Genomic DNA, 14,330 nt, shown 5'->3' with positions numbered 1-14,330 from the left:
AAACGCCGGTCACTGACCGGCGTTTTTGTATGAAGATTTAATGCTGTCTATCTGCTCGTCTTTTTCTTTCCAGAGTGTATTAAGCCACTGCTGGAAACGACGTTTGAAATTTTTATCGTTAACGTAGTCGCCATGCAGTTCGGCATCGACGGGAACTAAATTCACCCGCACAACAATGTGTGTCAGCTTGCCGCTGAGCATATCGAAGAACGGGGTGTTATCGTTCTTCGGGTAGCAGAGCGTGACGTTGAGTAACTTATCGAACTGAGCACCCAGTACATTAAGCGCCATCGCAATGCCCGCCGCCTTTGGCGGCAGCAGGTTTTGATACGGGGAGCGTGTTTGCTGACGTTTCTCTTCCGTAAACCGGGAGCCTTCCACAAAGTTCACAATGGTTGTTGGATGCGCGCGAAACTTTTCGCAGGAACGGCGGGTGGTCTCTACATCCTTACCACGACGCTCCGGATGACGAAGCAAATAGCTGCGCGAATAGCGTTTCATAAACGGCATATCGAGCGCCCAGCAGGCCAGCCCAATAAAAGGTACCCAGGCAAGTTGTTGCTTGAGGAAGTATTTATTCATCGGGATGTGTTTGCGGAAAAGCACGCATAACACCACGATGTCGGCCCAGCTGTGATGATTACAAATCAGCAGATACCAGTTCTTTTTATTGAGGTTCTCCAGTCCTTCGACATCCCACTTCAGATGCGGGTTCAGACACAACAGGATCGCCAGCCCTTCACACCAACAGTACATCATGAAGTTACAAAACGCTGACACGGCTCGCCACACCGAGGGCACAGGCAGCAGCAGTTTAATGATCCCGGCGATGATGATCGGCACGGAACAGGCGATCGTCACCAGAATAGTTAAAATGATGCTTAACAGTAAGGTTATTGCAGCGAGCAATCTCGACATGATGAGTTTTTTCAGGTGGTTAGCGGTAAGAGCGCGGCCGACACGTCGGCGCTGGGCGCTGATTTTACCAGAAAAACGACAAAGTATTGGCGCTTTCACGCCGTCATTTGACCGCTTTTACCCTGATGCAGAAGATTTCTCTAATATTGCGCACTAATCAGGACTTATATCCACATAGACTAAATTGCCATCAGTAAGCTGTTTTTATGTGATGTGCTTAATTAACAATATGATATTTAATGATTTGTTATCAGTCTTGATCTGCAATGGCTGTCTACTTTTCATTTGAAGCGAAAATATTCACAAACTTATCCACAGTTTGATTTTTGCGAGCGATCCTCACGATCGCAAAATCTTTTTCTGTATCGGGACTGAATAACTGATGTTTTCATCCTTATGTGGCATCCTTTACGCATAAATTGATTAAAGGCACGGACATTATGGTTCAGATCCCAGAAAACCCACTTATTCTCGTCGATGGCTCATCTTACCTGTATCGGGCATACCATGCGTTTCCTCCTCTGACCAATAGCGCAGGGGAACCTACCGGCGCAATGTACGGCGTGCTGAATATGCTGCGCAGCCTGATCCTTCAGTATCAGCCAACCCATGCGGCAGTCGTTTTTGATGCGAAAGGCAAAACCTTCCGCGATGAGTTGTTCGAGCATTACAAATCCCACCGTCCGCCTATGCCTGACGATCTACGTGCGCAAATTGAGCCGCTGCACGCCATGGTGAAAGCGATGGGCCTGCCGCTGCTGGCTGTCTCTGGCGTGGAAGCCGACGACGTCATCGGTACGCTGGCGCGAGAAGCAGAAAAAATGGGTCGTCCGGTACTGATCAGCACCGGTGATAAAGATATGGCACAGTTGGTGACGCCAGGCATCACCCTGATTAACACTATGACCAATACCATTCTGGGACCAGAAGAGGTGGTCACTAAGTATGGCGTGCCGCCGGAACTGATTATCGACTTCCTTGCCTTGATGGGCGACTCCTCGGATAACATTCCTGGTGTGCCCGGCGTCGGTGAAAAAACCGCGCAGGCGTTGCTTCAGGGTCTGGGTGGGTTGGATACGCTTTACGCTGAATCAGACAAAATTGCAGGCCTCTCCTTCCGTGGCGCAAAAACCATGGCCGGCAAACTGGAAGAGAACAAAGAGGTGGCTTATCTCTCTTATAAGCTGGCAACAATCAAAACCGATGTCGAACTGGAACTGGGCTGTGAGCAGCTGGAAGTGCAACAGCCTTCTGCTGACGAATTGCTGAGCCTGTTTAAGAAATACGAATTCAAGCGCTGGACCACTGACGTGGAAGCGGGTAAATGGCTGCAGGCGAAAGGGGCCAAACCTGCTGCAAAGCCAAAAGAGACGATTGTCGTTGATGCCGAAGAGCAGGCAGAAGAAGAAGCCACAGTCCTCTCCTTCGATAACTACGAAACCATTCTTGAAGAGTCGCAGCTGATCGCCTGGATCGAGAAACTGAAAAAGGCACCGGTGTTTGCCTTTGATACCGAAACTGACAGCCTCGATAATATCTCTGCCAACATGGTGGGTCTGTCCTTTGCAACAGAGCCGGGTATGGCAGCCTATGTGCCTGTGGCGCACGACTATCTGGATGCACCAGAGCAGATCTCTCGCGAACGCGTGCTTGAGCTGCTGAAGCCGATTCTGGAAGACGAAAAGGCGCTGAAGGTCGGGCAAAACCTCAAGTATGACCGCGGTATTCTGCAAAACTACGGCATTGAACTGCGCGGGATTGCCTTCGACACCATGCTCGAATCCTATATTCTGGACAGCGTCGCGGGTCGTCATGATATGGATTCCTTATCTGACCGCTGGCTCAAGCACAAAACCATCACCTTTGAAGAGATTGCCGGTAAAGGAAAAAATCAGCTCACCTTTAACCAGATAGCTCTCGAAGAAGCAGGGCGCTACGCGGCGGAAGATGCCGACGTTACGCTGCAGCTGCATCTGAAAATGTGGCCGAAACTGCAGAAGCATGAAGGTCCGCTCAACGTGTTCCAGCATATCGAAATGCCGCTGGTTCCCGTGTTGTCGCGTATTGAACGCAACGGCGTAAAAATCGACCCTACGGTGCTGCATAACCACTCCGGAGAGTTGGCACAGCGTCTGACCGAGCTTGAGCAGAAAGCCCATGAGCTTGCAGGCGAGCCGTTTAACCTCTCTTCACCGAAACAGTTGCAAACCATCCTGTTTGAAAAACAGGGCATCAAGCCGCTGAAGAAAACCCCTGGCGGTGCGCCATCCACCTCTGAAGAGGTGCTGGAAGAACTGGCACTGGATTACCCGCTGCCAAAAGTGATCCTGCAGTACCGTGGTCTCGCGAAGCTGAAGTCTACTTATACCGACAAGCTCCCGCTGATGATCAACCCGAAAACGGGCCGGGTGCATACGTCATATCATCAGGCGGTTGCGGCAACCGGTCGACTCTCGTCAACCGATCCAAACCTGCAGAACATCCCGGTGCGTAATGAAGAGGGGCGTCGCATTCGCCAGGCCTTTATTGCACCTGATGACTACCTGATTGTCTCGGCTGACTACTCGCAAATTGAGTTGCGCATTATGGCGCACCTGTCCCGTGACAAAGGCCTGCTGACGGCATTTGCGGAAGGGAAAGATATTCACCGGGCGACCGCAGCGGAAGTGTTCGGTTTGCCGCTGGACAGCGTGACAAACGAGCAGCGCCGCAGCGCAAAAGCGATCAACTTCGGTCTGATCTACGGCATGAGCGCTTTCGGCCTTTCACGCCAGCTCAACATCCCGCGTAAAGAGTCGCAGAAGTATATGGATCTCTACTTCGAACGTTACCCGGGCGTGCTGGAGTACATGGAACGCACTCGCGCTCAGGCGAAAGAGAAAGGTTACGTTGAAACCCTGGATGGCCGCCGTCTTTATCTTCCGGACATCAAATCCAGCAACGCGGCGCGCCGCGCTGGCGCAGAACGTGCCGCGATCAACGCCCCGATGCAGGGAACTGCAGCAGACATCATCAAGCGTGCAATGATTGCCGTGGATGCCTGGCTGGAGAAAGAGAAGCCGCGCGTGAAAATGATCATGCAGGTACACGATGAACTGGTGTTTGAAGTGCATAAAGACGATCTCGACACCGTGTCGAAAAAGATCCACGAACTGATGGAAAGCAGCATGACGCTTGACGTGCCGTTGCTGGTGGAAGTGGGGAGTGGTGAAAACTGGGATCAGGCTCACTAACGGTTCTGTGAATAACGCGCTTTTTATGTAAGTTAGCAACATAACCACGTGCGTTTTGTGACGATCATTAGAATTCCCTATGTAAAGAATGAAAAAAAACTACAAAAAGTGCTTTTTCTGCAGCAAAAAAAGGGGTAGAGTTATCGACGTAGGGTACAGAGGTAAGATGTTCTATCTTTCAGACCTTTTACTTCACGTAATCGGATTTGGCTGAATATTTTAGCCGCCCCAGTCAGTAATGACTGGGGCGTTTTTTATTGTGGCAAAGAAAAGTTCAGGTAAAAAAAAGCGCGGGCATTGCCGCGCTCAGTATTACTCTTCTTCCGCTTCTGTCGCGGGTTCCAGCTCGTTAAACCAGCTATCAAGCTTCTGGCGCAGCTTGTCTACACCCTGTTTTTTCAGCGAAGAGAAAGGCTCCACCTGAACATCGCCATTGAAGGCCAGTACCGCTTCGCGAACCATATTCACCTGCGCTTTACGCGCACCGCTTGCCAGCTTATCGGCTTTTGTCAGCAGCACCAGCACGGCAATATCGCTTGCGACGGCCCAGTCGATCATCTGCTGATCGAGATCTTTCAGCGGATGGCGAATATCCATCAGCACCACCAGACCTTTCAGGCACATGCGTTTTTCCAGGTATTCGCCCAGCGCACGTTGCCATTTGATCTTCATCTCTTCAGGCACCTGCGCATAACCATATCCCGGCAAGTCGACCAGGCGTTTGCCTTCAGCCACTTCAAAGAGGTTGATCAGCTGGGTACGGCCAGGCGTTTTTGAGGTGCGCGCCAGGTTCTTCTGATTGGTCAGCGTATTCAGGGCGCTGGATTTCCCCGCATTGGAGCGGCCAGCAAAAGCCACTTCAATACCGGTATCAGATGGCAGGTGGCGAATATCGGGCGCACTGGTGACAAAATGCGTCTGTTGGTAGTTCCAGGTAGTCACGTGGTCGTCTCCAAAATCGTAATCTGGGGGGGATTATACCCGAATGCCAACAAAAGGCTTTTCTCATTACACAGAGCTTGCAGGGGAAAGCCCGCACTTGTGTGAGAGATCGGCTCATCATGCTATGGGAGATTTAAGAGAATTCGCAGGTGTCAAAAAAGCCAAACTGTTTTAAATCATAAGCTTATTTCCGGGTAATTGTCTGAAAATCTCTTTTTGCACCGTTTCGTTGCTTGTTAGTTTAAGCGAACAAGGTAAAGTATGCGTCAGGGCGAGGAAGCCAACAGGAATTCAACTTAAGGATTAGGGTCAGGAGCGCCAGGAGGCGAAGACGCAGGACAGTCAGGACGACCGGCGCCTGGAGGCGTTTTAAAAGGAAAGGGAACCGTACACGGACGGTATCAGCCAAGGGATAAACAGGGTTTGTTGTTGGTAAACATGGAATGTCTGACCCGCTAAGGGTTGTGAGTCAGGAAAAAAGGCGACAGATTGCTCTGTCGCCTTTTTTCTTTGCTTGCTTTCTGCTAGATTTCGCCGCAATTCTATACTGAAGAAAACGACTTAAAGACAAAACATCATGAAAAAACCAACCTCCGCAGCAGGTGCTAAACGCCCTGCGAAAGCACGCCGCAAAACGCGCGAAGAACTGAACCAGGAAGCGCGCGATCGCAAACGCGATAAAAAACATCGTGGCCATGCTGCGGGAAGCCGTGCGAACGGCGGTGGTGCAGCGGGCGCTTCTGCAAAAGGCAAACAGCAGAAAGATCCTCGTATCGGCAGTAAAACTCCCATTCCACTGGGCGTGACAGACACCCCGGTCACTAAGCAGCACAAACCAAAGAGCGAGAAACCTATGCTTTCACCGCAGGCTGAGCTGGATTTGCTGGAGAACGATGAGCGCCTGGACGCGCTGCTGGAACGTCTTGAAGAGGGTGAAACCCTGACCGCTGAAGAGCAGTCATGGGTGGATGCCAAACTGGACCGCATTGATGAGCTAATGCAGAAGCTGGGTCTGTCTTATGACGACGAAGACGACGAAGAAGAAGAAGATGAAAAGCAGGAAGATATGATGCGTCTTCTGAAGGGTGGAAACTAACATTTGCACCCGGCAGGTACGATAGTCCTGCTTATAACCCTTCCGGTTATATGTTATCTGGTGTGGTTATTCGTTAAACTACGGCGGTTGTCGCGGCGACAGAAGTGGCTGCGCACCCGAATGATGGCCCGCAACGGGGCCAGAACGGGCCGCCGTATACGAACGCGACACCAACGGAAGGAGTGAGCATGTCAGCACCAACTATCGACTGGGATTTGGCCCTAATCCAGAAATATAACTATTCCGGGCCGCGTTATACGTCATACCCCACTGCGCTGGAGTTCTCCGATGCCTTCGGCGAGGCGGATTTTCAGCAGGCTGTTGCGCGCTATCCTGAGCGCCCGCTGTCGCTCTACGTCCATATTCCGTTCTGCCACAAGCTCTGCTACTTCTGCGGCTGCAATAAAATCGTTACCCGTCAGCAGCATAAAGCCGATCAGTATCTCGATGCGCTCGAACAGGAAATTCTTCACCGTGCACCGCTGTTTAAAGGGCGTCACGTCAGCCAGCTTCACTGGGGCGGCGGCACGCCAACCTACCTGAATAAAGCGCAAATCACGCGTTTGATGACGCTTTTACGTAGCCACTTTAATTTTAACGACGATGCTGAAATCTCGATCGAGGTTGACCCGCGTGAAATTGAGCTGGATGTCCTGGATCACTTACGCGCGGAAGGCTTCAATCGTCTGAGCATGGGCGTGCAGGATTTCAACAAAGAGGTCCAGCGTCTGGTGAACCGCGAGCAGGACGAAGAGTTTATCTTTGCCTTGCTCAATCATGCGCGTGAAATCGGCTTTACGTCGACCAATATTGACCTGATTTACGGCCTGCCAAAACAGACGCCAGAGAGCTTCGCCTTCACGCTGAAGCGTGTGGCCGAGCTTAACCCGGACCGCCTGAGCGTCTTTAACTATGCGCACCTGCCGACGTTGTTTGCCGCCCAGCGTAAAATCAAAGATGCGGATCTCCCTTCTGCTCAGCAGAAACTGGATATCCTGCAGGAAACCATTACTTCGCTGACCGAGACCGGCTATCAGTTTATCGGTATGGATCACTTTGCTCGTCCGGATGACGAACTGGCGATCGCCCAGCGAGAAGGGGTGCTGCACCGCAACTTCCAGGGATACACCACGCAGGGTGATACCGATCTGCTCGGTCTGGGCGTCTCCGCGATAAGCATGATGGGCGACTGCTACGCGCAGAACCAGAAAGAGCTGAAGCTGTATTATCAGCAGGTGGATGAAACCGGCAACGCCCTGTGGCGCGGCATTGCGTTAACCCGTGATGACTGTATCCGTCGCGATGTGATCAAGGCGCTTATCTGCAACTTCCGTCTCGAATTCAGAGATGTTGAGGCGCACTGGGATCTGCACTTCAGGGATTACTTCGCGGAAGATCTGAAGCTTCTGGCACCGCTGGCGAAAGATGGGCTGGTGGAGGTGTCGGAGAGTGCCGTTGAGGTCACGCCGAAGGGGCGTCTGTTGATTCGTAACATCTGTATGTGCTTTGACGCGTATCTGCGCCAGAAGGCGCGCATGCAGCAGTTCTCGCGGGTAATTTAAGCGGCAATGCTGGGTGTCGCTTCGCTTACCCGGCCTACATTTCGCGCTTTTGTAGGCCGGGTAAGGCGAAGCCGCCACCCGGCTTTTCATTGACAGCTCGCTAGCTAAACAGCCCCACCAGCGCCGCACACAAAACAGCCGCAACGGCGGTTTGTGGCGTGTGGCTTTCAACGGCTCCGCTAGAGAGCATATTTACCAAAGTTTCCAGCATGATCGACACCCTCAATTTCCGGGCACGATCATACAAAACTCATCAGAACAGTAAAGCGCAAAATAACGGCAATTTGCGCTCAATTAATAACCTTTACACTTCGGGTAAGATTACTCCATTCCCAGCTCTTTAAGCTTGCGCGTCAGGGTATTACGCCCCCATCCCAACAGGCGGGCGGCTTCCTGCTTATGGCCTTGCGTATGACGAAGCGCGGTGGTCAACAACGTACGTTCCATCTCTGGCTGGGCTTCAGACAATAAGTTTTGATGACCGGAACGCAGCGCGCGGTCGGCCCATTGTGCCAGCAGCGTCGCCCAACTGTCCGGCAACGCGTGACCGGTACTGCTCTCAGGCGCGGTCGCTTCAAACAGTTCGGCCGGTAAATCCTGAATTAACACTTCCTGCCCGGCAGCCATCACGGTTAACCAGCGACAGGTATTCTCCAGCTGACGCACGTTGCCTGGCCACGCCAGACGCGTCAGGGCGGCATCGGTTTCCGGGTGAAGCTGCTTGGCTTCCACACCCAGCTCGCGGGCGGCCACCTGCAGGAAATGTCGCGCCAGGCGGGGAATATCTTCCCGGCGCTCACGCAGCGGCGGCAGATGAACGCGAATCACGTTCAGGCGATGGAATAAATCCTCACGGAATTTGCCTTCCTGTACGCGTTGCTCCAGGTTCTGGTGCGTCGCGGCGATAATGCGCACGTCCACCTTCACCGGCGCGTAGCCGCCCACGCGATAAAACTGCCCGTCGGCCAGCACGCGCAACAGGCGGGTCTGAACATCCAGCGGCATATCGCCTATCTCGTCCAGGAAAAGCGTCCCGCCATCAGCCTGTTCGAAGCGCCCCTGGCGAATGGTATTCGCGCCGGTAAACGCCCCCTTCTCGTGGCCGAACAGCTCGGACTCAATCAAATCTTTTGGGATCGCGGCCATATTCAGGGCGATAAACGGCGCTTTTGCTCGCGGGCTGTGGCGATGCAAGGCATGCGCCACAAGCTCTTTACCGGTTCCCGACTCACCGTTGATCAGCACGCTGATGGATGAACGCGACAGACGGCCAATAATGCGAAACACATCCTGCATCGCCGGCGCTTCGCCGATGATGTCGGTGGTAGGCCCAAAATCGGGCGCGTGGCGCGGCTGTTGCTGCTCCTGGTAATGGCTAATCGCACGCTCAACCAGTGCCACCGCCTCATCGATATCAAACGGTTTGGGCAGATAATCGAACGCCCCTTGCTGATAGGCACTCACAGCGGCATCCAGATCGGAGTGTGCCGTCATTATGATGACCGGAAGCATAGGGTGGCGTTGTTTGATCTGCTTTAAAAGCGCCAGCCCGTCCATGCCCGGCATGCGAATATCCGAAAGCAGAACGTCTGGCGTTTTGGTGGTGAGTGCATCGAGCACGTCGCTGCCGCTCTCAAACGTCGTGCAGCTTAATCCTGCCCCTGTGAGCGCGCGTTCAAGCACCCAACGGATGGAGCTATCGTCATCGACTACCCAGACTATCCCTCGTTGCATAAACGTCACCTTTATTTTTTAATCGGCAGGAAAACCGAAAACTCGGTATGTCCCGGCCAACTGGTAAATTCAATTTTTCCGGAGTGCTGATCGATCAAGCTGCGGGCGATAGATAAGCCCAGGCCGGTCCCGCCTTCGCGACCGCTGACCATCGGATAAAACAGAGTGTCCTGAAGATGGGAGGGAATACCGGGCCCGTTATCCTCGACGTCGATGCGCGCCGCCAGCCGATAGCGCACGCCATGTAAGGTGAGCTGGAAGGCGGTACGGGTACGTAAAATAATCTCGCCCCCTTCCGGTCCCAGCGCCTGCAGGGCATTGCGGACAATATTCAACAGGACCTGCTCAATTTGATCCGGGTCATGCGCCAGTTCCGGCAGGCTGGGGTCGTAATCACGCACCAGCGTGACGTTCTCCGGCAGCTCCATCGAGACGAGTTTCACGACGCGTTCAGCCACCTTATGAATGCTTTCCGTAACATGCATTCCCGGCTGTTGCGGCCCCAGAAGACGGTCAACCAGATTACGCAGACGGTCCGCCTGCTCAATGATGACGTTGGTGTACTCCGCCAGCGCAGGATCGGGTAACGCCTTGGTCAGAAGCTGCGCCGCACCGCGTAACCCACCCAGCGGGTTTTTGATTTCATGCGCCAGACCACGCACCAGGTCACGGGCGGCAATTTGCTGCGCATGCTGGAGCTGCTCCTGGCTCAGGCGACGCTGATTATCCATCGGCGCCATTTCAAGCAGGATCATCCCTTCTGGAAGTCGTTGCGCAGTCAGCGACAGAATATGCGAGCGCCCGTCGATCACCAGCGTCACTTCGTTATCGGTAAACCCCTGGCCGGCCTGCAAACTTTCGTGCATCAGGCCAATATTCAGCGAAAAATAGCTCAGGAGTTCCGGAAGCGGGGTACCAAACAGTTTCCGCGCGCTTTGGGCCAGCAGCTGCTGCGCCGCCGGGTTGGCGTAATGAACGGCCAGCTCGTCGTCGACCAGCAAGATACTGTTAATTAAAGAATTGAGGATCTGCCCAGCATCGGGCAGCGTGCCAGTTGCCATTCAGCAGTCTCCTGGAGTCGTTGCACTGTTTTAGTGCAGTATAGCTTTTTCGGCGTAAAAAGCGCGTGAGATCAGGTTGTTGGTGGAGAAAAAAGCCCATCCGGAGATGGGCTAAAAGTTTCCACGGCAACTACTCCCGGCGCTTGTCACGCCGGGTAAAACAACTTAATTAAACGCTGTAGTACAGTTCGAACTCAACCGGGTGTGGCGTCATGCGCACGCGGTCGTTCTCTTCGGTACGCAGGGCGATGTAAGCATCGATAGCGTCGTCAGTGAACACGCCGCCCGCCGTCAGGAACTCACGGTCTGCGTCCAGCGCCTGCAGGGCTTCTTCCAGAGAGCCAGCAACCTGTGGGATCTCTTTCGCTTCTTCTGGCGGCAGGTCGTACAGGTTTTTGTCCATCGCTTCGCCTGGGTGGATCTTGTTCTTGATACCGTCCAGACCGGCCATCAGCAGTGCTGCGAAGCACAGGTATGGGTTAGCCGCTGGGTCCGGGAAGCGAACTTCGATACGACGCGCTTTAGGAGACGCCACCACCGGGATACGGATAGAAGCAGAACGGTTACGCGCAGAGTAAGCCAGCATGACTGGTGCTTCGTAGCCCGGGACCAGACGCTTGTAGGAGTTCGTGGTTGGGTTCGCCAGGGCGTTGATCGCTTTAGCGTGTTTGATAACGCCGCCAATGTAGTACAGCGCCTGCTCAGACAGACCAGCATATTTGTCGCCAGAGAACAGGTTGGTGCCGTTCTTGGACAGAGACATGTGGCAGTGCATACCGGAACCGTTATCGCCAAACATCGGTTTTGGCATGAAGGTCGCGGTTTTACCGAAACGGTGCGCAACGTTATGCACAACGTATTTGTAGATCTGAATTTCGTCCGCTTTTTTGGTCATGGTGTTGAAGCGGGTAGCCACTTCGTTCTGACCCGCAGTCGCGACTTCGTGGTGGTGAGCTTCAACCACCAGGCCCATTTCTTCCATCACCAGACACATGGTGGAACGGATGTCCTGTGCAGAGTCGACCGGTGGAACCGGGAAGTAACCGCCTTTCACGCCTGGACGGTGACCTTTGTTACCACCTTCATATTTGGTGGAGGAGTTCCATGCACCTTCGATGTCGTCGATTGCTACGTGGGAGCCAGAAATAGAGGCACCGAAACGAATGTCATCGAACAGGAAGAACTCTGGCTCTGGCCCGAACAGCACGGTGTCCGCGATGCCGGTAGAACGCAGGTACTCTTCAGCGCGTTTAGCGATAGAACGTGGGTCGCGGTCGTAGCCCTGCAGCGTGCCTGGCTCGAGGATGTCGCAACGGATGATCAGGGTTGGTTCTTCGAAGAACGGATCAATGACCGCGGTGGTCGCATCTGGCATCAGAACCATGTCGGATTCGTTAATGCCTTTCCAGCCACCAATGGAGGAGCCGTCAAACATTTTGCCTTCTTCAAAGAATTCGGCGTTCACCTGATGAGCAGGGATTGTGACGTGCTGTTCTTTACCTTTGGTATCGGTGAAGCGCAGATCAACAAACTTCACTTCATGTTCGTTCAGCATCGTCAAAACGTGTTCAGCGGACATACTTAACTCTCCAGATTGGTCATTGTCGTCGTGGTAACGAGGTCTTCAATTTCTGTTTGTACTGGCCGTGTGCCATGTATTTTTATAAAGCGAAATCTGTGCCAACTTTTAAAACACCCCAAAAAGGCGTTATCATGCGCACCATAGTGCAAAAGGGCTGCACCACAATGGATTTGTTGCACCAGTATAGTGCTTCAATGTGAACATTGAGCACCATATTGGTGCAATTTACGTTAAAGTGCCCTTTTACCGCTCCGTGAAAGCGATCACAAAGCATCTCTGCAATACTTGTTTGCGGGGGATGTTTGTGATCCTGTTTTGTAGTGCGATTAATCCGTGTACAATAACGCGCTATTTCTAAATGCCTGAGGCAAAGTTGTGATCGAAAATTTGCGTAACATCGCCATCATCGCGCACGTAGACCATGGTAAAACTACCCTGGTTGACAAGCTGCTGCAGCAATCCGGTACGTTTGATGCGCGTGCCGAAACCCAAGAACGCGTGATGGACTCCAACGATTTGGAGAAAGAGCGTGGGATTACCATCCTCGCGAAAAACACCGCGATTAAATGGAATGACTACCGTATCAACATCGTTGATACCCCAGGGCACGCCGACTTCGGTGGTGAAGTTGAACGTGTAATGTCCATGGTAGACTCCGTTCTGCTGGTCGTTGACGCAATGGATGGCCCAATGCCACAGACGCGCTTCGTGACCAAAAAAGCTTTCGCCCATGGTCTGAAGCCAATCGTTGTTATCAACAAAGTTGACCGTCCTGGCGCGCGTCCTGACTGGGTTGTTGACCAGGTCTTCGACCTGTTCGTTAACCTCGACGCGACCGACGAGCAGCTGGACTTCCCTATCGTTTACGCGTCTGCGCTGAACGGTATCGCTGGTCTGGACCATGAAGACATGGCTGAAGACATGACCCCGCTGTATCAGGCGATTGTTGACCGTGTTCCTGCGCCAAACGTTGACCTGGACGGCACCCTGCAGATGCAGATCTCCCAGCTCGACTACAACAACTATGTTGGCGTCATCGGCATTGGTCGTATCAAGCGCGGTAAAGTGAAGCCTAACCAGCAGGTCACTATCATCGATAGCGAAGGCAAAACCCGTAACGGTAAAGTCGGTAAAGTCCTGACTCACCTGGGTCTTGAGCGTATCGAGAGCGACATCGCGGAAGCGGGCGACATCATCGCGATCACCGGTCTGGGCGAGCTGAACATCTCCGACACCATCTGCGATCCGCAGAACGTCGAAGCGCTGCCTGCTCTGTCCGTTGATGAACCAACCGTATCCATGTTCTTCAACGTCAACACCTCTCCGTTCTGTGGTAAAGAAGGTAAATTCGTTACCTCTCGTCAGATCCTTGACCGCCTGAACAAAGAGCTGGTGCACAACGTTGCGCTGCGCGTTGAAGAAACTGAAGACGCTGATGCATTCCGCGTTTCGGGTCGTGGTGAGCTGCACCTGTCAGTCCTGATCGAAAACATGCGTCGTGAAGGTTTCGAGATGGCGGTTTCCCGTCCGAAAGTTATCTTCCGCGAAATCGACGGCCGTAAACAAGAGCCGTTTGAGAACGTAACGCTGGACGTTGAAGAGCAGCACCAGGGTTCTGTCATGCAGGCACTGGGCGAGCGTAAAGGCGACCTGAAAAACATGAATCCAGATGGCAAAGGCCGCGTACGTCTCGACTACGTGATCCCAAGCCGTGGCCTGATCGGCTTCCGTTCTGAGTTCATGACCATGACCTCCGGTACCGGTCTGCTGTACTCCACCTTCAGCCACTACGACGACGTGCGTCCGGGCGAAGTGGGCCAGCGTAACAACGGCGTGCTGATCTCCAACGGTCAGGGTAAAGCGGTTGCGTTCGCGCTGTTCGGTCTGCAGGATCGCGGTAAGCTGTTCCTGGGTCACGGTGCAGAAGTTTACGAAGGCCAGATCATCGGTATTCACAGTCGTTCTAACGACCTGACCGTAAACTGCCTGACCGGTAAGAAACTGACCAACATGCGTGCGTCCGGTACTGACGAAGCAACGGTTCTGGTTCCACCGATCAAGATGACTCTGGAGCAGGCTCTGGAATTCATCGATGATGACGAACTGGTCGAAGTGACTCCACAGTCAATTCGTATCCGTAAACGTCACCTGACCGAGAACGATCGTAAACGTGCTATGCGCGGTGCGAAAGAAGACTAATAC

General features: G+C 53.2%; 10 protein-coding genes. 4 read left to right on the top strand and 6 right to left on the bottom strand.

What is annotated here, in order from left to right; translation table 11 throughout:
• Positions 1 to 9: 9 nt before the first annotated feature.
• Positions 10 to 918, bottom strand: coding sequence for an acyltransferase (locus tag ABFI50_RS08955; RefSeq protein ID WP_014885767.1), 909 nt, complete (start codon positions 916 to 918; stop codon positions 10 to 12).
• 440 nt (positions 919 to 1,358) lie between these two features.
• Between ABFI50_RS08955 and polA the strand changes: the two genes are divergently transcribed.
• The gene (gene polA, locus ABFI50_RS08950; protein WP_032635200.1) at positions 1,359 to 4,151 is read left to right on the top strand and encodes a DNA polymerase I; all 2,793 of its coding nucleotides are present in this window, start codon (positions 1,359 to 1,361) and stop codon (positions 4,149 to 4,151) included.
• Between the two features lie 312 nt (positions 4,152 to 4,463).
• Here polA and yihA read toward each other — a convergent pair whose 3' ends face one another.
• Positions 4,464 to 5,093, bottom strand: coding sequence for a ribosome biogenesis GTP-binding protein YihA/YsxC (yihA, locus tag ABFI50_RS08945; RefSeq protein ID WP_014885764.1), 630 nt, complete (start codon positions 5,091 to 5,093; stop codon positions 4,464 to 4,466).
• 577 nt (positions 5,094 to 5,670) lie between these two features.
• Between yihA and yihI the strand changes: the two genes are divergently transcribed.
• Both yihI and hemN read left to right on the top strand, forming a co-directional pair.
• Complete coding sequence (gene yihI / locus ABFI50_RS08940; protein WP_023331641.1) at positions 5,671 to 6,189, top strand: Der GTPase-activating protein YihI; 519 nt, start codon at positions 5,671 to 5,673, stop codon at positions 6,187 to 6,189.
• 188 nt (positions 6,190 to 6,377) lie between these two features.
• Complete coding sequence (gene hemN, locus ABFI50_RS08935; RefSeq protein ID WP_121527214.1) at positions 6,378 to 7,751, top strand: oxygen-independent coproporphyrinogen III oxidase; 1,374 nt, start codon at positions 6,378 to 6,380, stop codon at positions 7,749 to 7,751.
• A gap of 100 nt (positions 7,752 to 7,851) precedes the next feature.
• Here the strand turns inward: hemN and ABFI50_RS08930 are convergent, their stop codons facing one another.
• The 4 genes from ABFI50_RS08930 to glnA all read right to left on the bottom strand — a co-directional run bounded on the left by ABFI50_RS08930 (position 7,852) and on the right by glnA (position 12,125).
• Positions 7,852 to 7,962, bottom strand: coding sequence for a YshB family small membrane protein (locus tag ABFI50_RS08930; RefSeq protein WP_023331639.1), 111 nt, complete (start codon positions 7,960 to 7,962; stop codon positions 7,852 to 7,854).
• Between the two features lie 110 nt (positions 7,963 to 8,072).
• Positions 8,073 to 9,485, bottom strand: a complete 1,413-nt coding sequence (glnG, locus tag ABFI50_RS08925) for a nitrogen regulation protein NR(I) (RefSeq protein WP_014885761.1) — start codon at positions 9,483 to 9,485, stop codon at positions 8,073 to 8,075.
• Positions 9,486 to 9,496: 11 nt separating this feature from the next.
• On the bottom strand, positions 9,497 to 10,546 hold the full coding sequence (glnL, locus tag ABFI50_RS08920) for a nitrogen regulation protein NR(II) (RefSeq protein WP_063862313.1): 1,050 nt from the start codon (positions 10,544 to 10,546) through the stop codon (positions 9,497 to 9,499).
• A gap of 169 nt (positions 10,547 to 10,715) precedes the next feature.
• A complete protein-coding gene (glnA, locus tag ABFI50_RS08915) occupies positions 10,716 to 12,125 on the bottom strand; it encodes a glutamate--ammonia ligase (RefSeq protein WP_008501856.1) in 1,410 nt (469 codons plus the stop codon).
• Positions 12,126 to 12,503: 378 nt separating this feature from the next.
• Between glnA and typA the strand changes: the two genes are divergently transcribed.
• Positions 12,504 to 14,327: a ribosome-dependent GTPase TypA gene (gene typA / locus ABFI50_RS08910; RefSeq protein ID WP_023331638.1), complete on the top strand. Its 1,824-nt coding sequence runs from the start codon at positions 12,504 to 12,506 to the stop codon at positions 14,325 to 14,327.
• Positions 14,328 to 14,330 lie beyond the last annotated feature (3 nt).

Source organism: Enterobacter sp. HNDS-6 (genome assembly GCF_039850505.1).
Lineage (GTDB): Bacteria > Pseudomonadota > Gammaproteobacteria > Enterobacterales > Enterobacteriaceae > Enterobacter > Enterobacter kobei.
This window is presented reverse-complemented; position numbering and strand designations above follow the sequence as displayed.